The following is a 19290-nucleotide window of genomic DNA, read 5'->3' as shown; positions in this document are numbered from 1 at the left end:
AACTCTATGAAGAGGTTTTCCACGACAATAACGCATATTTTCCTATTCATCTCCTCTACCAAGAGGATTTCCACGACAATAATGCATATTTTCCCATTCATCAACTCTATGAAGAGGTTTTCCACGACAATAACGCATATTTTCCTATTCATCTACTCTACCAAGAGGATTTCCACGACAATAACGTATATTTCCCCCTTCATCAACTCTATGAAGAGGATTTCCATGACACTAACACATATTTTCCCATTCAGATCCTCTACCAAGAGGATTTCCACGACAATAACGCAATTTTTCCTATTCATCTCCTCTACCAAGAGGATTCATATGACACTATTTCAATTTTTCCCATTCATCTCCTCTATCAAGATGATTTCCACAACAATAATTCAATTTTTTCCTCTTCATCTCCTCCATGAAGAGGATTCCCAGCCAACAATTCATCCTTCTCCTCTTCATCAATCAGTACTTCCTCAAGTTAACTATACTATAAGATATGTATTCGAACTATGGACCTAGAAATTACAAGAATCTAAGACTAGAGGCGTATTTTTACGGTTTTTCTCAAGGATGAATTAACTTCTTTTTCCTTTACTAGCCTAATTATGGTCATTTTTAAAAAATTATAGTAAATAATCTGGAAATTTTACATAGTATATAGTATAGTACATTATATCACTAATGCACTAAGGCACATATTCACCTAAGGAGGTGTTTAGATGAAGTTTAAGCAGGATGGCACGAAGCCAATCTATGTACAAATTTCAGAATGGATTGAAACAGAAATCTTAAGTGGAGCAATACCAGAGGATCACAAGGTATTTTCTCAATATCAGCTTGCAGAAATGTTCAATATTAATCCTGCAACCGCTGCCAAGGGACTGAATCTCCTTGCAGATGAAAACATTCTTTATAAAAAGCGAGGCTTAGGCATGTTTGTAACACCGAACGCCAAACAATTTATTTTAGAGAAAAGGAAAAGTCAAACAATGAAAAATCTCATTTTCGAACTTGTAATGGAGTCAGAACGATTAGGGGTTAATGAAGAAGAATTAGTCAATTTGATTAAGGATGAAAAAGAAAGGCAAAGGGGGAATCGTGATGAACGCAATTGAGTTTCATAATGTATCTAAACTCTATAGTGGGTTTAAAGCATTAGATAATCTGACTTTTACAATTGAGCCAAATACGATAACGGGGGTTATTGGTAGAAACGGAGCAGGAAAAACAACCCTTTTAAAGATTATCGCTGGTTTTTACCCAGTTTCTTCAGGAGAGGTTCGTGTTTTTTCGGAGAACCCGTTTAATAATTTAAAGATCTCTTCCAATCTTATTTTTATTGATGATAATATGGCCTTCCCTCCTTGGCTGAATCTAGCAGAACTAATAGACGCAAGTGCAAAATTCTATCCTAATTGGGACGGCGAGTTGGCAAAACGGCTATTCGATTATTTCGATTTTAATCCAAAGCAACTTCACCATCATCTTTCAAAAGGTATGAAAAGTACATTTAATATGATCATCGGTCTCTCATCCCGCTGCCCAATTACAATCTTTGATGAACCTACAACTGGAATGGACGCCGCCATACGTAAGGATTTTTACAAGGCATTATTGAAAGATTACATTGCGCACCCTAGAACAATCCTCTTTTCAAGCCACCTGCTAAACGAAATTGATAGTATTTTGGAAAATGTTCTCCTCATACGAGATGGTAATGTTGCACTTCATGAATCGATCGATGATTTGAAGGAGTTTGCAGTTGGACTGCGTGGTAAAGCAAACGTCATTGAAAAGGTCACAAAAGAGATGGAGGTCATTTATGTAGAAGACTTCGGTAATGATTACACGTATTCCGTTGTAAAGGATGCTTATCCAGAAGCAACATGGTTAGAAGCGAAGAAACTCGGAATTGATCTTACCCCGGTTGCAACTGAAGACCTTTGTGTATATCTCACCGCAAAGAATAAAGGGGGTATAAATGATGTATTTAACTAATGCTTGTATACTTGATATTGTAAAAAAACAGCTATTTTTTAAAGTAAGGGCTTATTATGGTACGTTTACAAGCCTCGCAACTGTCCAGGCGATTGCGCTTTTGTTTTCTTTTAATGGAGTTGGCCAGATGGGGCTTGGTGGGAGTGTTTCGATAACCAGTTACTCCGGAAGTGTTATTTTTGTTTTTACCGCCTTTTGGGCTGTTATTACGGCAATCACTCTATCAACAAAACCCTATCATTATATCGATTTTTCATTTGTAACAAACAGAATGAGTAGTCACCTTTCAACAATTGGAATGTTGATAATCTATTCATTTATTGCCAGTATCACTTCAACTTTTGCTGGAATTCTTTTAAGGGTAATCTTGTATTTCAATGGGAGTAATAAGATTATAGCGAACCATTTTTTCCTCCCATTTTCTGATATGCTTGTTGGCATTTATGTCGGTACTTTATATCTGCTTTTGTTTGCAACACTAGGTTATCTCATCGGAATGTTTACGCAAATAAACAAACTTTTTGGATTTGCGATTCCTGCATTTGTAATTGGTTGGGCTATATATGAAATACGATCATTTGATACATTTACAGGGTTTACGTTTTTTGCACATGAATCATCTATCCTTGTATTTACACTCAAAATCATTGTTACAGTCGCAGTTATGACGTGGATTGTAATAGCTGCAACCAATCGATTGGAGGTTCGAAAATAATGTCAGTAATCGGTACTTTGATACTTCCTATCATTATCTTGTTCATCCTTGCGATTATTTTAGTTTCTGTATTCTTTGGTAAAAAGTTCAAGGGTGTAAAGGGTACAAAAATTTTACTAGGAACATATTTAATCATCTTAACAGTCTCTGTGATTGTTTATTATTGCATCCCTAGTTTTAAAACATCTGAAAACACAACTCAGGATTTGAGCTACGAACAAATAAATCAAGCGATTCAACAGGGGAACACTGAAAATTTTGAAGCTATAAAGGAAAAAGAAAAGTGGGAAATTCCATTCGATCAAGACCAACTTAATATTAAAACATTGGACAATTTAAACATGCAAACCGTTTTTGACCGTAACGAAACTGACGATAACATCATTGAAGTAATCTATTATGTAGCAAATACAAATTTCAATGGTTATGATTTTTATGAGGAAATCCCATCGCCAACCGTTTCAATCGAAAATAACAATATGCTAGTCATTTCTCCACTAGATTATTCAATTAGACTATATAGCTTTCATAATGACTTTGTAATCTCGCAGTTTAAAGGTGGCGGAATTATGGATGAATTTGATAATAGGTTCAACGATGATAAGCCGCTTAATTATGATTTTCTTTTAATTAGAGTTCCGAAAAACCTAGAGTTAACTGGGAGCGAGTTTGTTAACTTTATCGGAGAATAAGCAACAAAAAAAGGAAGGGGGAGTCCCCTTCCTTTTAAGTTTAGCCAACCATTTTTTCCTCCGCATAACGTGTGCGTTGGATGTGGATGAGTCTTGCTGATAAACCGACTCCTGCAGCAAGTAAACCAAATGTCAAGCCAAGCCAGTAACCGGCAGCTCCTAAATCCGTGAAGTGCGCAAGCCCCCAGCCGGCAGGTAAGCAAATGAGCCAATAGGCGACCAAAGTCATTACGAATGCGATATTAACATCCTTGTATCCCCTTAGAGCAGCCTGTGCTGTTGCTTGAATAGCATCCGAAACCTGGAAGAATAAAGCGTAAATTAGGAATTGAGCTGTTAATGTGATGACCGCCGTTTCCGTTGAATAAAGACCAGCCACTTTAAAGCGGAAGACAATCACAAAGAGCCCCGTAACAAGCGCAATGATCATTGAAAGTGAGATCCCTAACCAACTATAAATTTTCGCATCCTTAAAGCGCTTTGCTCCTACTTCAAACCCCACTAGAACGGTTAACGCCATTGAAATGCTCACTGGAATCATATAGAGGAACGAAACAATATTCAGCGCTGATTGATAAGCTGCAACGGTTGTAACAGAAAATTTACTAATTAAAATCGTTACAGCGGCAAACATACTCGTTTCAAAAAAAGTTGATAACCCCATCGGGATACCTATTTTTAAAATCTCCTTGCTTTCTCTCAATGTAAAACCGCTAAATCCAGCAAAAACTTTATAGGAAGAAAATGGTTCTTTTGTAATGACGATAAAAGCTGTTATCCCAACTATAACCCAATACGTAATGGAAGTCGCTAAACCGGCTCCCCCACCACCGAGTGCAGGAAAGCCCAAAGCACCAAATATTAATACATAATTTAAGAATAGATTAATAGGTACAGATACCAATAATACAAACATGACTACTCTTGTAATACCTAATGCATAAATAAATGATCGCAGTACATTAAATATGAACAACGGAATGATCCCAAAGCTCAACCCAACTAGGTAATTATGTGCTGTCTTGTGTACACTTTCTTGCAAATTCATCATGGATAACAATGGATTTAAAAAGAGAACCCCTGCTAAAATAACCACGAATCCAATAATGAAGCTTAAATATATCCCACTTGAAACAACTGTTGATACTTCATTACTTTTCTTTTCCCCAAATTTTTGAGCAGCTATAGGTGAGACTGCAAGCAAAATGGCACTTATTCCTGTAAAAATCGGATTCCAGATGGATGACCCAATCGCAACCCCGGCTAAATCAGAAGAGTTAAATCTTCCAGTCATGATTGTATTGAAAAATACCATGGAAAACATACTTAACTGTGTGATTAAAATGGGAATCAACATAATAATAATCAATTTTATTTTTTCTCGAATGGTTTTTGTTTCGTACATGAACGTTCTCCTTCAAATCAAATACGCCTCGGCGTATTTGCGCCGATTTTTTAGGCCCGCACGAGGTGGGTTACAAAGACGTTGCCACAGGAAGTGGCGTTCTTAGTCAAAATACCTTTGAATAATCGCGGCATCCACCGGAGGCTTACTTTACTCAGGCTGTGAATAAACGCCAGACAGTTAAATTGAACACATAACCATAATTATATTCGATCTCACATTTAAATGAATACTTTTTTACTTTGTCTTTACATTGTTTTCATATTTTAATTGCCAATTTTCTGTTATATTGTAAGTAGATTACAAGACTTTCGTAGGATGGAGGTCCATATGTCACGACTCACTGATTATTTACTGGTCATCTCATTTGACTGCTTATCATCACTTGATTTTCCAATTATTAATGAGCTTCCCAATTTTAAGAAACTCTTAGAGCATGCATCTTTTTGCAAGAATGTTGAAACAATATATCCTTCTGTAACCTATCCATGCCATGCAACGATAGTGACTGGGAGATATCCAAAAAATCATGGAATCGTGAATAACACTTTTCTCCAGCCTGGTCGCCAATCGCCGGATTGGTATTGGCACAGACAGCATGTAAAAGGAACGACTCTTTACGATGAAGCTAAAAAGGCTGGGATGAAGACTGCAGCCCTTTTATGGCCCGTAACTGCAAAGGCAAATATCGATTACAATATGCCAGAGATTTTTGCAAATCGCCCATGGCATAATCAAATCTTTGTTTCTTTATTTAATGGCAGTCCGCTATATCAATTGGAAATGAATCGAAAGTTTGGACATCTTCGGAATGGGCTTAATCAGCCTGAACTCGATGATTTCGTACTTGAGTCAACCGTTGAAACCATTAAAACGAGAAAGCCTAATCTTATGCTTGTCCATTTTGTCGACTTAGATTCACAACGCCATTATCATGGATTTTCATCTGATGAAGCAATGGCAGCCCTTCGTCGTCATGATGAAAGACTGGGTAGGATCATGAATGCTTTAAAAGAAAGTGGAATCTATGAAAAAACAACAATCATTGCATTAGGTGACCATAGTGCATTGGATGAATCCAAGGCAGTTAAGCTGAATGTTTTATTTAGGAAGTCAGGTCTTATTACCGTAAATACGGATGGTAACGTAATAGATTGGAAGGCATACTGCAAAAGCTGTGATGGCTCTGCATATATTTATCTTAAAGAGAAAAACGACACTAAAACTAAAGAACAGGTTAGAACCCTTCTTACAGAGCTAATGGAAGTTGAAAACAACGGTATCGAACGAATTCTTTCAAGTAGTGAAGCGCAGGAAAAGGGGGCAGATGACAATGCTGCGTTCATGATTGAAGCACGGCTTGGCTACTATTTTAAGGAGCAGCTGGATGGTGAGTATATCGATGAAATTCAAGCTGAGGATGTTCGTGAAAAACGCTATACCTTTGCAAGCCATGGCTACTCACCGGAAAAGGAGAACTACACAACCGTTCTTATCGCTTCCGGAAAAGGAATTCGTCCAAACATTGAAATACCTGCTATGCATCTCGTAGATGAAGGGCCAACATTTGCGAGACTATTAGACTTAGATCTAGGAAAAACAGATGGTCATGTGATTGAGGAACTTCTAAACATTTGATTAAATTTAAGGGGGGTTTTGGGATGAGGTCGTTTACGAAAGAGGAATCGAGTTGGATGTATTATGATTGGGCCAATTCAGCCTATTCAATTATTATTACTACGGCTGTTTTTCCGATTTTTTATAAGGCTGCCGCAACAAATGCAGGTGTGGATGCTTCAGATTCAACAGCATATCTTGGCTATACAATCGCCATTTTCACCTTTATCTTAGCGATGATTGGACCGATACTGGGAACAATTGCTGATTATCAAGGCTACAAAAAGAAGTTTTTCACTTTCTTCTTTGCATTAGGAGTTTCCGCAACAGCCTTATTAGCTTTTGTACCAAGTGATAATTGGTTGCTCTTATTAATTGTTTATACGTTTGCTGCTTTAGGTTCAACAGGGGCAAATGTTTTCTATGATGCGTTTCTAATTGACGTCACAACTGAAGATAAAATGGACCGTGTTTCTGCACGTGGATATGGATTAGGCTATATCGGTAGTACTATTCCTTTTTTACTTGCTATCGCCATTATCCTTCTTGCACAACAAGAAATTTTACCGATTTCGGCAACTGTTGCTAGTAAAATAGCATTTATCATTACAGCCGTTTGGTGGGGTCTTTTTTCCATCCCATTATTCAAAAATGTACATCAACGTTACTATATCGAACGGGAACCTAATCCGATCGCAAGTAGCTTTAAACGCCTTGGAACAACCTTTAAGGAAATCAAAAAATACCGTGCTGTGTTTTTATTCTTAGTGGCCTACTTCTTTTATATCGACGGAGTTGGTACGGTTATTTCCATGTCAACCGCATATGGAACAGACCTTGGAATCAATGCAACAAATTTATTAATTGTATTATTTGTAACACAAGTTGTGGCTGCACCATTCGCGATACTTTATGGTCGGTTGGCACAGAAATTCACTGGTAAGAAAATGTTGTATGTCGGCATTTTCGTTTATATCATTGTCTGCGTGTATGCTTTTTTCCTAAAAACGACTCTTGATTTTTGGATCCTCGCCATGCTTGTCGCTACTTCTCAGGGTGGGATTCAGGCATTAAGCCGCTCTTATTTTGCGAAGCTTGTCCCTAAACAAAAGGCAAATGAGTTTTTTGGGTTTTATAATATCTTTGGAAAGTTCGCTTCCATTATGGGTCCGTTACTAGTCGGGGTAACCGCTCAAATCACAGGTCATTCCAATATGGGTGTTTTCAGCTTAGTTATCCTCTTCATCATTGGTTTTATCGTGTTAACCCGCGTTCCAGAACCTAGTGAGGTTAAATAGAGCAAATCCTCTTTCTCAATGTTATAATGAAAAAAACTTGAGAAATGGGGACAATTAATGGATAAGAAAGAACTTGAATACAAAATTCGCGAGCTAAAATTAGACTATGTACGTCTTCAAAATGATTTGGAAAAGTTAGATTCTGTGAATGGCAATATCTCACCATTGGAACGGCAAATCGCAGAAATCGAGGATGAGATTAGCACCCTATCAAGAAAATTACGCCAATTGTAAAAGGAGCTGCAACCAAGTGTTGCAGCTTTTTTTTATATAAACGAAATGGTTCTTGCAATCGAATTCAGATGAGCTTCATCCGCCCATGAAATGAAGTAATTATAGGTTGAACCTTCAATTTGAACTGGGGTAGGATATCTGACTATTGCAGCTGCCTGGCGGTTCATTTCAGGTGGTTGGTCTGAAGATGGATAGATCAGACAAGCCTCTTGCCCACGAATTCTAGTCTGGAAAATGCGAGGTGACGAGCCATATGGCATCAACTTGTGAAAGGCTTCTCCCCTACACACTTCATGAATATCATCCCCACCACCAATTGCTGAAATTTGAAAGAAACCATCCGCTCCCTCATATCTCTCCGTATTTACCTGGTACCAGTGCGATGGATATTGGAACCGCACTCTATACGTTTCATTTGTATAAACCCCGCCTGTAGGAGGAACATTCCCTGAAGACCAGCTTAGATTTACAATTTGAGGTTCCCTCGTAAGGATGATAGGATTTGGACTTTGTATACCTACCAACCACATTTCAGTTGCAAATTCTTGTTCTGAGCAACCAGATAAATAGGCAATAGTTCGGGAATCTTGGGACCATGTAACAGGTGTTGAAAAGCAAGAAGATGTTGAAAGAATTCGTTCATTGTCACCACGTTTTCCTACTACGCGAATTTGATTATAATATCCTGTTCCTTCCCTATAAGCAGTCGCACTGAATGCTATCATCTGAGAGTTCGGGGACCATGTTGGATAAAAATTTTTTGCTTGTTCTCCACCTTGAATTTCGTACACCTGACCTGATGTCAACTCCACTGTACGGATAAGTGATATACTAGCTCCTGGTGTTGTATAAAGGACAAATGTTCCGTCTGGTGAAAGTGAAACCTCATTTAATGGCCCTTCTGTATTATTTGTAATTTGTCTCCTCCCAGATCCATTTGCCGCTATACGGTATAATTGCTGGTTTCCTGAAGGATCTACTCCTTGAAACAATAGCTCTTGCCCACTTGGGAACCACTGAGCATCTGATGCACTAGGCTCTGAAATACTTGTTGCTCGATGAGTCAATACATCATACATCATAATGTGATTTCGCGTTGTATAGGCTAATATCCTATGATTTGGAGACCAATCAAGTGTAATGTCCTCATTTGGACCGATTTGGTCAATAGCCGCGATTCCGCCAGTAGAAAGGTCAATGACATATACGATCCGATTTTTCCCTACAAAAGCAATTCTTCGATTATCACCTGACCATATAGGCTTTGAAAAGGAATCAGCTAATCCGTTTGTTAGTTTAACCCGATTTCCATTTTGAAGATAAAAAAGCCATATATCATAGCTCCCGCCACGGCTTGAAGTATAAGCAATTATTCCAGTTGGTCGTACTCTGTAATTTACAGACAAAAGACAAACCTCCTATCTATAGATGTCTTTTGCCTATTTTATTCATATAGCTTAAATAGGTTCATCTTTACTACTTTTCGTCTATATATTATTTATGCCCTTTCCTTGAGAATAGTTTGTCCTCTCCAACCATAGAGTTATAGAAAAGGAGGGAGAAAAATGAACCAAACATTTTCTACTATGAAACTAATACGCTATGTAGTAGCATTTGTATTTATTACATCTGGGACAATGAAACTTCTTAGCAGTGAACTAAGCTCTGTCTTTCTAAATCTACCATTACCTGCACCCGAACTCATCATGTATATTGTCGCTATTCTTGAAATTGTTTGTGGGATCCTTCTTGCTATTAATAAGGAAGTTAAAAAAGCATCGATTCCATTACTTATCATTATCCTTGCAGCAATCCTTTTAGTAAAAATTCCCGTTCTGCATACAGGCTTTCTACAATTTGCCTTTGCTGTAAGACTTGATATTGTATTATTGGCATTATTATACATTCTTTATAAATCACACCATAAATAATAGTGAATTTATCCTTCAATGGAAACATTAAACAGATTGCAAACGCAATCTGTTTATTTTTATCAATATAATGATTCCAAAAAGCTTTTTATTTAACCTAAGATTTAAAACCTTATAAAATATTGGACCAACTCAGAATTTTCTTATGTTTGACATAGTGTAACAATTTCAATTATTATACCAATATACTATCTTGGAGGTTATGTTATGTCAGACTATAATAGACAGAAAATTGTGGACAGTGTTCCTCAAAAGGGATTCTTCGGACATCCTAAAGGACTATTCACACTTTTCTTCACGGAATTCTGGGAGCGATTCTCATATTATGGTATGAGAGCCATCCTATTATTCTATATGTATTATGAAGTATCTGATGGAGGACTTGGACTTGATCAACATACAGCTATGGCGATTATGTCGATTTATGGGTCACTTGTTTATATGTCAGGGGTTATCGGTGGATGGTTAGCAGACCGTATCTTCGGTACTTCTAAAGCGGTATTTTATGGTGGTATTTTAATCATGCTAGGTCATATTGCACTTGCAATTCCTGGTAACATCTCACTATTCTTTGTGTCAATGGTTCTGATTGTCCTTGGTACAGGTTTACTAAAACCAAACGTTTCTAGTGTTGTTGGGGAAATTTATAGTGAAAAAGATACACGTCGTGATGCAGGATTTAGTATCTTCTATATGAGTATTAACCTCGGTGGATTCCTTTCTCCTCTTATCGTAGGTGAAATTGGATTAAAGCATAATTTCCATTGGGGCTTCGCAATTGCTGCGATCGGTATGTTCTTTGGATTACTATTCTTTGTTTTCACAAAGAAAAAGAATCTTGGTCTTGCAGGTACAATTGTTCCAAATCCACTTGCACCAAATGAAAAGAAAAAAGTGTATACACAGATTGCTGTTGGTATAGTTATAGTTGCAATTTTAATAGCAGTTGGAATTCCAGCCGGTTTCCTAACATTTGATTCATTTATCGCACTTATTGGTATTCTTGGTTTCTTAATTCCTACTATTTATTTTGTTACGATGTATCGTAGCTCAAAAACATCAGATGTTGAGCGTTCAAGAGTATTAGCGTATATTCCTTTATTCTTAGCTGCCGTTATGTTCTGGTCCATTCAAGAACAAGGAGCAACAATTCTTGCCAATTATGCTGATACACGAACACAATTACAATTTGCTGGCTTTGATATTTCTCCAGCTTGGTTCCAATCATTAAACCCATTATTTATTATTATTTTTGCGCCTGTATTTGCATGGCTATGGGTAAAGCTTGGAGATCGTCAACCTTCTGTTCCGAAAAAGTTTTCATTAGGTTTGCTTTTTGCCGGTCTTTCTTTCCTTGTAATTTTATTACCAGCATATTTTGGTGGAACAGATTCATTAGTTAATCCACTTTGGTTAGTGCTAAGTTATTTCATTGTTGTTATTGGGGAATTATTAATTTCACCTGTCGGACTTTCCGCTACAACAAAATTAGCACCTGCAGCGTTCACAGCTCAAATGATGAGTTTATGGATGCTTTCAAATGCTGCTGCACAAGCACTTAACGCACAACTTGTTAAATTCTATACACCTGAAACAGAAATGACTTACTTTGGAGTAATTGGTGGGGCATCTATTGTATTAGGTATTATCCTATTATTCGTATCACCAAAGATTCATAAGTTCATGAAGGGTGTCAACTAATAATTAGTTCTGATTTTTCAAAAAATAATGCAACATATCAAGTAGCGTGAGACTATCTCACGCTACTTTTCTTATATTTTGTGGAATAATATATTTTAGAGGATAACTCGAGTAAGATAGTACGAATTGGAATTGCCTTATTGGACTCTCTTTCTACTTTTTCTAGCTCGTGCTGTCAGAATCACCACTGATTTCTGACTCACTCTCTCTTTCTTCCTCTCGTTCTGTCAGAATCAGCTCTCGTTTCTGACTTACTCCCTCCTTTTTCAGCTCATGCTGTCAGAATCACCACTAGTTTCTGACTCACTCCCTGCTGATTCACCTCGTTCTGTCAGAATCATACTGATTTCCGACTCACTCTCTCCTTTTTAAGCTCATGCTGTCAGAATCACCACTGATTTCCGACTCACTCTCTCTTTCTTCCTCTCGTTCTGTCAGAATTAGCCCTCGTTTCTGACTCACTCCCTCCTTTTTCAGCTCATGCTGTCAGAATCACCACTCGTTTCTGACTCACTCTCTCCTTTTTCCGCTCATGTTGTCAGAATCAACCTTGGTTTCTGACTCACTCTCTCCTTTTTCCGCTCATTGTGTCAGAATCTACCCTCGTTTCTGACTCACTCTCTCCTTTTCCTAACTCATGCTGTCAGAATCACCACTGATTTCTGACTCACTCTCTCCTTTTTCCGCTCATGCTGTCAGAATCAACCCTCGTTTCTGACTCACTCTCTCCTTTTTCCGCTCATGTTGTCAGAATCAACCTTGGTTTCCGACTCACTCTCTCCTTTTCCTAACCCATGCTGTCAGAATCGACCCTCGTTTCTGACTCACTTTCTCCTTTTTCCGCTCATGCTCTCAGAATCACCTATGCTTTTTATGATTCACTTCACGCCATTCTTAGTTGATTTATTCGCATACTAAAAAGACCTGTTCGGGATTGAACAGGTCTTTTTGTGTATTATAAATTTTTAATAAATAATCTCACAACATCTGCGCCACCAATAAATAAGCCGAGAGATGTTCCAAGGTTACACAAAACAATAATTAATAAAATCCGTGTTACTTTGTTATGCCAGAAGCCTTTTACACTATAAACATCTGTTGAAAGTGTTTCAAAGTCCTTCACGCTAGGACGGCGTAGGAAAGCTTGTACAAAACCTGCTATCCAACCCGCTGCAATTAAGGGATGCATGACTCCAATTGGTGCTGCAAAAAATGCAGTCACAATTGTAAGTGGATGACCTAGAGCAATCACTGCTCCGATAGCGGAAAATGAACCCGTCCATAAGACTAAACTTAGGGTTTGTTGCAAGCCCGCTTCTGGGTTGGCAATAAAGGTATAGGCAATAATGGCCACGATTAAAATCGGAATTGCCCAACCGATAATTTTAGGGGCTTTTGATTTAGGCGGCAACTGTGTAAGCTTCTTCAAATCGTGTTCTTTTTTAATTTCTTCCTTTATTCCAGGAACATGTGCTGCCCCAAGTACGGCTACTACTTTTTCTCCTGGAGCATGTTTGATCTTCTGTGCCAAATACTGATCACGCTCATCAATTAGTGGCGTTTTTAATTTTGGAAAGCTCGTTGAAAATTCAGTTAGCATTGAATTCAGCATATCCTTGGATTTCATTTTTTCCAGTTCTTCTTCAGTAATCGTCTCGTTGCTGAAAATACTATAAATAATAGACATTAATAATTTCATTTTTCCTGTGAACCCGACTGCATTCCAAATGCGTGAGAATGTAATTTGAATGTTTCGGTCTGCCAAAACTAATTCGGCATCTACTTCTTTCGCTGACTCGATTCCCTGCATCATTTCTTGCCCAGCATTGATTCCAAATTGACTAGCCATTCGCTTTTGGAATGAGGAAATTGCTAGGTTCATGAGAAGCAAGGTAGCCTTCTTCTCTTTGATGACCTTAAAGATGTCCATTTCCTTCCATTTGTTGCCTTCCATCATGGATTGATATCTTTGTTCATCTAGCTCAATACAAACCGAATCAGGTTTTTCCGCTTCAATAACTTCCTTAACCTGTTCAGCACTATGTTTTGAAACGTGAGCAGTTCCAATTAATATGTATTCCTTACCATCTAATTCGATCCTCGTGATATTTTCTTCAGACATAATAGACCATCCTTATACATGCTCAAATTGTGTATATGTCTAATTCTAAACTAGAATGGCATAGATTTGAATTCTTTTATTTTATAAAACAGCTCGAAGTGTTGAAAACGTAGAATTTTATTTGGAAATGATATACTTAAAATAAGAGTTAATTATTATTGTGAGGGATTTATGGTGATAAAAATTGTAACTGATAGCTCAGCGGATCTTCCAAATGAGTTGCTAGAAAAATATAAAATAACAGTTGTTCCCATGAACGTTTCGATTGAAGGTGTTGACTATAGAGAAGGTGTTGATATAACACCAAAAGAATTCTTTAAAAAAATGTTTGCGTCTGCCGAACTACCAAGGACTTCTCAGCCATCTCCAGCTGTTTTTGGAGAAGCGTATTCCAAGTTCCCAGTTAATTCAGAGATTCTATGTTTGACAATTTCATCTGGATTAAGTGGCACCTATCAATCGGCAATCATAGCAAAGGGACTTACTAAAAATAAAGTGACTGTCTTTGATACTTTAGCTGGCTCTTTAGGGCATGGTATACAAATTATAAAAGCTGCTGAACTAGCTGAAAGTGGACATTCAATGGAGGAAATCGTCGCAATCCTTACCAAATACCGAGAAAACATGAATATCTTCATTTTGCTTGATACACTCGAGAATATAGTGAAAGGCGGTCGATTAAGCAAATTTCAAGGCTCTCTTGCAAAGCTATTAAATATAAAGGTTTTATTACAAAGAGGAGATGGCGGCACCGTAGAAACTCTTGAAAAAATCCGAGGGAAAAAGAAAAGCCAAAAACGATTAATGGAAATAATCAAAGACTCAAAAAAGGATTTCTCTGAAACCATTTTTGGAATCACCCACACAGGTAACCTTGAGGAAGCTGAGGCGTTAAAAAATGAAATTATTGCCCTGTTTCATCCAAAAGAAGTCATTCTAAATTATATGGGTGCAACAATGGGTACTTACGCGGGTAGGAGAGGCATGATTATTTCTTATGCATAATAAAAAAGGGACCAAGCATAAACATGTTTTGGTCCCTTTCACCTTTTATCCTGGGAATGACTTATCGTTTTCTGCTAACGAGCCTGAAGGATTATCTTCATGCTTATAATCATTCACCCAATAGTCAGCATTTTTAATTCCAAGTTTTTCTGGATTAAAGACTGGATCAAGTCCCGCCTTGCGTTGCTTCTCGTAGTCCTTTAATGTTACTAATGCTGGTTTTGCTAGGATCAGAATGGCAATTACATTCAACCAAACCATTAAACCTAAGCCAATATCACCAAAAGCCCAAGCAAGCTTCGCCTCATTCACAGTTCCGTATGTCATTGATCCTAATAAAACAATTTTTAAGACAAACATGGCTACCCTGCTATCTCTACCTCTTATTAAATATGCGATATTTGTTTCTGCCATATAGTAATACGCCATAATCGTTGTAAAGGCGAAGAAGAATAAAGCAATCGCTGTAAAGCCTGCACCAAATCCAGGAAGTGCAGTTTCAACGGCTGCCTGTGTGAACGCCGGCCCCGCTTCAACTGTTTCTCCTAAATTATTTACAATAAATGCACCATCATCCGCTTGTACATTATACATTCCTGTAAACAAAATCATAAACGCAGTTGCTGAACAAACCAATAAAGTATCAATGTAGACAGCAGAGGCTTGAACTAAACCTTGTTTAGCAGGATGGGATACTTCCGCAGCCGCAGCCGCATGTGGTCCTGTACCTTGACCAGCTTCATTTGAGTAAATACCACGTTTTACTCCCCAAGAGATTGCCATCCCGATTATTCCGCCAAATGCCTGCTCTGCTCCAAAAGCACTTTTAAAAATTAAAGCAATTACAGCTGGCAATTGACCGATATTCATAAGCATGATAATAATTGCCATGATAATATAACCTATAGCCATAAATGGTACCACATACTGTGCAACGTTCGCTATTCTCTTAATACCACCAAAAATAATGGCACCGATTAATACAACCAAAATAGCTGCAGTTACCCATTTATTAATCCCAAATGCGTTGTCCAATCCAGCTGCAATCGAATTTGATTGGATTCCTGGCATTAGAAATGCCATTGCTAGAAGGGCTGCAAGAGCAAAGATAACTCCATACCATTTCCAGCCGATTCCTTTTTCTATGTAATACGCTGGTCCACCACGATATTGACCGTCTTGCTTTTCTTTGTAAATCTGCGCTAATGTCGATTCAATGAATGAAGTTGCTGCCCCAATAAAGGCAATTGCCCACATCCAGAACACGGCACCTGGTCCACCAAATGCAATAGCGGTAGCCGTTCCAGCAATGTTACCTGTTCCAACACGACCTGATAGTGAGACAGCCAATGCTTGGAAAGATGAAACCCCTGCATCAGAGCTTTTCCCTTTGAACATTAGGGATGTCATATCTTTGATGTGCCTTACCTGTAAAAAACGAGTTAAAATTGAAAATAAAAGTCCCACACCAAGCATTCCATAAATCATTACCGGGCTCCAAAGGATACCATTCAACCAATCTGCAAAAGCCTGCACATACATTCCCCCTTCTTCATTTAGAAAATTCTCTATATTAAGAATTATAATTCAAGTGTATAGACAACTCAATATTATTGTTGTATAACAGTTTAAACCCTCTCATTTATAGACCATGATATTTATCACAGTCTACCTTTTATTCCTACATTATAATGGATATATAAAGTAGAAAAATTCAAAAGGGGCGATTCGAATGAAGAAAGAAATACTCGATCAGTTTATTGAATATAACGAGGAAAGACTTACAAAGCGCATCATCTCCAAAGGAGGCGGTAGTACTGTCTTTTTGTTAAATTTCATGCCCAATCAAGCCCTACCTGCCCACAAGCACCCAGGATCAAATGTTTATCTATTAGTACTCTCAGGTGAAGGTACCTTTACAATTGATGAACAAGTAGTAAAAGTGAACAAGAACGATGTGATCGTTTGTAATGGGGACGAGAACTTAAGCTTTGTAAATGATGGTTCAGAAAATGTAAGTTTGTATGTCACACTTACAAAAATTCCTGATGAGAGATACGCACAGGACGTATAAAAAACTGCCAGCCCCTAAAGGGTTGGCAGTTTCCTTACTAGTTCATTACCCATTTATCTTTCATAAACAAGATACGACCAATAGCAAAGAAGATAATCATACAAGCGATGTTGCTGCCAAAAGCTAGTAGAATATGTTCATAGTCAATAATTCCAAACATTAATTCTTTTAATAAAGTAAATAAATTCATAATTGGCACAGCGAAGTGATAATTTGTAAGTTCATTCACTCCTACCCCTACTATAATCATTGCAGGGAACATGGCAATCATCATTACAGGGCTGCTATAGCTTCCTGCTTCCTTGATCGTCTTCGCGACTATACTTGTAGTCATAATTAATGATGCGGTAAACGCAGCGTAAATCACTGAAAGTAAAATTCCGATTCCAATAATTAAATAAGCGTCATTTCCAAATGATACAGCATTTTTAAGATTTTCAGTTAACAAACTAATCTCCAATGCAACTACAGCCAATGTGATAATGCCGATTACCGCCCCAATTGTTGCAATCGTTAACCATTTTGCAAGCAGCAAGGTAGATCTCTTAACAGGGGTCATTAACAGGGCTTCCATTGTTTTCTTTTCTTTTTCACCAGCAAATAAATCTGCTGCAGAAGGACCTGAACCAACTCCGATTGCAATTGATAAGATTAATGGAATCAAAAATGCAAGCATGTCAACATTTGGATCTTCATTTGTCATTTCTTGTTGTTTAATCGTAAATGGTTGCATAATAGAAGGATCGATTCCGCCTTCCTGAAGGTTCCCGACAACCACTGTTTTCTCAAAAACGGTTAAGGCATTTAAGATAATCGCATTTAATTGAGTAGACTTTTGACTAAATGAATCCCCAACTAGAGTGACCGTTGCCTCCTCTCCATTTTGTGTAGCCTCAACGAAATTTGGTGTTAATTCCAACCCTACTTGTGCATCACCGTCCTGAATGGATTGTTCTAGGTTAGACGATTCAATAAGCTCAACGTTCTCTACTCCTAAAAGTACCCTTTCTGCTTCAATCATGGAAGATTCCTCAACTGCAAGTTGGAACGTATCACCTTCGCCATCTGAAATCATATTTTCATAGAAAAATGTCATTCCGGACATCATGATAATTGGTAATAAGACAGTTAGTATTAATGTTCGACGATCGCGAAAGCAATCTTTTAATTCTTTCAAATATATCTTACGAAGCATATGTTTCGTTCCCCCTAACAAGTTTACTCATGAAAATATAATTCAAATCCTTGCTTCCTTCTGATTTATAAAGCTCATCTAAATCACCATGATAGACGAGTTCTCCCTTATGCATCATTGCGACTGAATCACAAAGCATGGAAACCTCCTCCATAATATGACTAGAGAAAATAATTGTCTTACCATCACGTTTTAACTGATGAACAAGTTGTCTGAACACATTTGATGACGTAATATCTAACCCGGTCGTTGGCTCATCAAAGAGGATGATGTCTGGATTATGAATGAGTGTTCTCGCAATTGCTACTTTCTGTCTCATTCCTTTTGAGAACCCACCTACTTTACGATTCAAGTAATCTCGCATACCAAACATCCGGGCTAGTTCATCAATTCTTACTTTCGTTTCATGCTTGCTTAATCCATAAAGGGCTGCAAAATATTCTAGATTTTCTCGTGCAGTGAGCCGATCATACAATCCGGTCTCACCACCGAATAATACTCCGATTCTCTTTTTTACTTCCTCTGGATTTTTTTGTGTATCATAGTCTGCCACTTTAACATTTCCCTCCGTCGGAGTTAGTAAAGTCGCAATGGTTCGCAGAAGAGTTGTTTTTCCCGCACCATTTTCTCCTAGCAATCCAACAACTTGCCCTTTTTCAACAGTAAATTTCACATGTTTTAATGCTGTTATAGAAGTCTTTTTATCTTTGAATCTTTTTGTCACTTCGTTAATTTCGATCATTTTTTCCACCTCGTCTTGTTCTTATGTCTATATCATAGCCATCCTTTTTAAGAAAATCTCTAGTTATGTCGCGAATGTTCCTTTTTTTGTCGCGAAAAGGTCAAATTTTCCTTTAAAGGTGTTAAAATAGAAAGATACTATATTTGGAAATTAATATTTTAATGTTGGTTATGAGAGGTAGATTTGAAAATGAAGGTTGGTCTTGTAGATGACCGTTTGATTGATTTGGATAAATTAAAAGCAATTGTAACTGGCATTCCAGATATTGAGGTTATCTTCTCTACATTATCCGCCGAGGAAGCCTATGAACAAATCAAAAAAGAGGAAATCGATTTGTTGATTGCTGACATTGAGATGCCGAATTTATCAGGCTATGAACTTGCCGATATTATTCACACGCATGCACTGAATATTTCAGTAATTTTTGTAACAGGAAATAGTGGCTATGCTGTTCATGCATTTGAACTAAATGTGCATGATTATATTATGAAGCCCTATCCGAGAGAACGTTTAGTACAATCAATTGAGCGATTACTCGAAAAAACAAAGTCGGCAGAAATT

At 37.6% G+C, this 19290-nt stretch carries 18 protein-coding genes; 12 read left to right on the top strand and 6 right to left on the bottom strand.

The features are described from left to right. The first annotated feature begins 719 nt into the window (after window positions 1-719). Genes AC6CHV_RS22350 through AC6CHV_RS22335 form a run of 4 tightly spaced genes read left to right on the top strand, consistent with a single transcriptional unit; the run spans window position 720 to window position 3405 of the window. Window positions 720-1115: a GntR family transcriptional regulator gene (locus AC6CHV_RS22350; RefSeq protein WP_341332720.1), complete on the top strand. Its 396-nt coding sequence runs from the start codon at window positions 720-722 to the stop codon at window positions 1113-1115. Next, the gene (locus tag AC6CHV_RS22345; RefSeq protein ID WP_498079709.1) at window positions 1102-1998 is read left to right on the top strand and encodes an ATP-binding cassette domain-containing protein; all 897 of its coding nucleotides are present in this window, start codon (window positions 1102-1104) and stop codon (window positions 1996-1998) included. The genes AC6CHV_RS22350 and AC6CHV_RS22345 overlap by 14 nt, the downstream gene beginning before the upstream one ends. Continuing rightward, window positions 1985-2713 carry a hypothetical protein gene (locus tag AC6CHV_RS22340; protein ID WP_498079708.1) on the top strand — a complete coding sequence of 243 codons (729 nt, stop codon included), beginning with the start codon at window positions 1985-1987 and terminating at the stop codon, window positions 2711-2713. Before AC6CHV_RS22345 ends, AC6CHV_RS22340 begins: the two co-directional genes overlap by 14 nt. Then, window positions 2713-3405 (top strand): hypothetical protein, encoded by a 693-nt coding sequence (locus tag AC6CHV_RS22335; RefSeq protein ID WP_498079707.1) that lies wholly within the window; start codon window positions 2713-2715, stop codon window positions 3403-3405. Before AC6CHV_RS22340 ends, AC6CHV_RS22335 begins: the two co-directional genes overlap by 1 nt. 40 nt (window positions 3406-3445) lie before the next feature. Here the strand turns inward: AC6CHV_RS22335 and AC6CHV_RS22330 are convergent, their stop codons facing one another. Further along, the gene (locus tag AC6CHV_RS22330) at window positions 3446-4810 is read right to left on the bottom strand and encodes an MATE family efflux transporter (RefSeq protein WP_498079706.1); all 1365 of its coding nucleotides are present in this window, start codon (window positions 4808-4810) and stop codon (window positions 3446-3448) included. A 330-nt stretch (window positions 4811-5140) separates the two neighbouring features. On the opposite strand from AC6CHV_RS22330, the gene AC6CHV_RS22325 reads away from it, so the two are divergent. Genes AC6CHV_RS22325 through AC6CHV_RS22315 form a run of 3 tightly spaced genes read left to right on the top strand, consistent with a single transcriptional unit; the run spans window position 5141 to window position 7959 of the window. Continuing rightward, window positions 5141-6448 carry an alkaline phosphatase family protein gene (locus AC6CHV_RS22325; protein WP_498079705.1) on the top strand — a complete coding sequence of 436 codons (1308 nt, stop codon included), beginning with the start codon at window positions 5141-5143 and terminating at the stop codon, window positions 6446-6448. A gap of 23 nt (window positions 6449-6471) precedes the next feature. Continuing rightward, complete coding sequence (locus AC6CHV_RS22320; RefSeq protein WP_498079704.1) at window positions 6472-7725, top strand: MFS transporter; 1254 nt, start codon at window positions 6472-6474, stop codon at window positions 7723-7725. Window positions 7726-7782: 57 nt separating this feature from the next. Next, window positions 7783-7959, top strand: coding sequence for an SE1832 family protein (locus AC6CHV_RS22315; RefSeq protein ID WP_341332727.1), 177 nt, complete (start codon window positions 7783-7785; stop codon window positions 7957-7959). A 32-nt stretch (window positions 7960-7991) separates the two neighbouring features. Here the strand turns inward: AC6CHV_RS22315 and AC6CHV_RS22310 are convergent, their stop codons facing one another. Then, a complete protein-coding gene (locus AC6CHV_RS22310; protein ID WP_498079703.1) occupies window positions 7992-9365 on the bottom strand; it encodes a TolB family protein in 1374 nt (457 codons plus the stop codon). Between the two features lie 159 nt (window positions 9366-9524). Between AC6CHV_RS22310 and AC6CHV_RS22305 the strand changes: the two genes are divergently transcribed. Together AC6CHV_RS22305 and AC6CHV_RS22300 are read left to right on the top strand one after the other, a co-directional pair. Further along, entirely contained in the window at window positions 9525-9890 is a 366-nt protein-coding gene (locus AC6CHV_RS22305; protein ID WP_341332729.1) for a DoxX family protein, read from the top strand. 207 nt (window positions 9891-10097) lie between these two features. Further along, the gene (locus AC6CHV_RS22300; RefSeq protein ID WP_341332730.1) at window positions 10098-11591 is read left to right on the top strand and encodes a peptide MFS transporter; all 1494 of its coding nucleotides are present in this window, start codon (window positions 10098-10100) and stop codon (window positions 11589-11591) included. Between the two features lie 955 nt (window positions 11592-12546). On the opposite strand, the gene AC6CHV_RS22295 is transcribed toward AC6CHV_RS22300, so the two are convergent. Next, entirely contained in the window at window positions 12547-13713 is a 1167-nt protein-coding gene (locus AC6CHV_RS22295) for a TraB/GumN family protein (protein ID WP_341332731.1), read from the bottom strand. A gap of 174 nt (window positions 13714-13887) precedes the next feature. Between AC6CHV_RS22295 and AC6CHV_RS22290 the strand changes: the two genes are divergently transcribed. Further along, window positions 13888-14718 carry a DegV family protein gene (locus AC6CHV_RS22290; protein ID WP_341332732.1) on the top strand — a complete coding sequence of 277 codons (831 nt, stop codon included), beginning with the start codon at window positions 13888-13890 and terminating at the stop codon, window positions 14716-14718. 45 nt (window positions 14719-14763) lie between these two features. Here the strand turns inward: AC6CHV_RS22290 and AC6CHV_RS22285 are convergent, their stop codons facing one another. Then, window positions 14764-16260 carry an amino acid carrier protein gene (locus AC6CHV_RS22285; RefSeq protein WP_498079702.1) on the bottom strand — a complete coding sequence of 499 codons (1497 nt, stop codon included), beginning with the start codon at window positions 16258-16260 and terminating at the stop codon, window positions 14764-14766. 190 nt (window positions 16261-16450) lie between these two features. Between AC6CHV_RS22285 and AC6CHV_RS22280 the strand changes: the two genes are divergently transcribed. Next, a complete protein-coding gene (locus tag AC6CHV_RS22280) occupies window positions 16451-16792 on the top strand; it encodes a cupin domain-containing protein (protein ID WP_341332733.1) in 342 nt (113 codons plus the stop codon). A 37-nt stretch (window positions 16793-16829) separates the two neighbouring features. Here AC6CHV_RS22280 and AC6CHV_RS22275 read toward each other — a convergent pair whose 3' ends face one another. Further along, entirely contained in the window at window positions 16830-17987 is a 1158-nt protein-coding gene (locus AC6CHV_RS22275; RefSeq protein WP_341332734.1) for an ABC transporter permease, read from the bottom strand. Further along, entirely contained in the window at window positions 17977-18729 is a 753-nt protein-coding gene (locus AC6CHV_RS22270) for an ABC transporter ATP-binding protein (RefSeq protein ID WP_341332735.1), read from the bottom strand. The genes AC6CHV_RS22275 and AC6CHV_RS22270 overlap by 11 nt, the downstream gene beginning before the upstream one ends. Before the next feature lie 189 nt (window positions 18730-18918). On the opposite strand from AC6CHV_RS22270, the gene AC6CHV_RS22265 reads away from it, so the two are divergent. Beyond that, a partial coding sequence (locus tag AC6CHV_RS22265; protein ID WP_498079701.1) for a response regulator occupies window positions 18919-19290 on the top strand: 372 nt, incomplete at its 3' end.

This window comes from Ferdinandcohnia sp. GQ5 (genome assembly GCF_059759275.1).
The sequence above is the reverse complement of the archived record's forward strand: the minus strand, read 5'-3'. Positions and strand labels throughout refer to the sequence as shown.

Excerpts from the sequence above, each read along its gene's own strand:
- AC6CHV_RS22320 (WP_498079704.1), top strand. The coding sequence starts at position 6,472 with ATGAGGTCGTTTACGAAAGAGGAATCGAGTTGGATGTATTATGATTGG.
- AC6CHV_RS22270 (WP_341332735.1), bottom strand. The coding sequence starts at position 18,729 with ATGATCGAAATTAACGAAGTGACAAAAAGATTCAAAGATAAAAAGACT.
- AC6CHV_RS22350 (WP_341332720.1), top strand. The coding sequence starts at position 720 with ATGAAGTTTAAGCAGGATGGCACGAAGCCAATCTATGTACAAATTTCA.
- AC6CHV_RS22325 (WP_498079705.1), top strand. The coding sequence starts at position 5,141 with ATGTCACGACTCACTGATTATTTACTGGTCATCTCATTTGACTGCTTA.
- AC6CHV_RS22275 (WP_341332734.1), bottom strand. The coding sequence starts at position 17,987 with ATGCTTCGTAAGATATATTTGAAAGAATTAAAAGATTGCTTTCGCGAT.
- AC6CHV_RS22330 (WP_498079706.1), bottom strand. The coding sequence starts at position 4,810 with ATGTACGAAACAAAAACCATTCGAGAAAAAATAAAATTGATTATTATT.
- AC6CHV_RS22295 (WP_341332731.1), bottom strand. The coding sequence starts at position 13,713 with ATGTCTGAAGAAAATATCACGAGGATCGAATTAGATGGTAAGGAATAC.
- AC6CHV_RS22315 (WP_341332727.1), top strand. The coding sequence starts at position 7,783 with ATGGATAAGAAAGAACTTGAATACAAAATTCGCGAGCTAAAATTAGAC.
- AC6CHV_RS22300 (WP_341332730.1), top strand. The coding sequence starts at position 10,098 with ATGTCAGACTATAATAGACAGAAAATTGTGGACAGTGTTCCTCAAAAG.
- AC6CHV_RS22280 (WP_341332733.1), top strand. The coding sequence starts at position 16,451 with ATGAAGAAAGAAATACTCGATCAGTTTATTGAATATAACGAGGAAAGA.
- AC6CHV_RS22345 (WP_498079709.1), top strand. The coding sequence starts at position 1,102 with ATGAACGCAATTGAGTTTCATAATGTATCTAAACTCTATAGTGGGTTT.
- AC6CHV_RS22335 (WP_498079707.1), top strand. The coding sequence starts at position 2,713 with ATGTCAGTAATCGGTACTTTGATACTTCCTATCATTATCTTGTTCATC.
- AC6CHV_RS22305 (WP_341332729.1), top strand. The coding sequence starts at position 9,525 with ATGAACCAAACATTTTCTACTATGAAACTAATACGCTATGTAGTAGCA.
- AC6CHV_RS22340 (WP_498079708.1), top strand. The coding sequence starts at position 1,985 with ATGTATTTAACTAATGCTTGTATACTTGATATTGTAAAAAAACAGCTA.
- AC6CHV_RS22285 (WP_498079702.1), bottom strand. The coding sequence starts at position 16,260 with ATGTATGTGCAGGCTTTTGCAGATTGGTTGAATGGTATCCTTTGGAGC.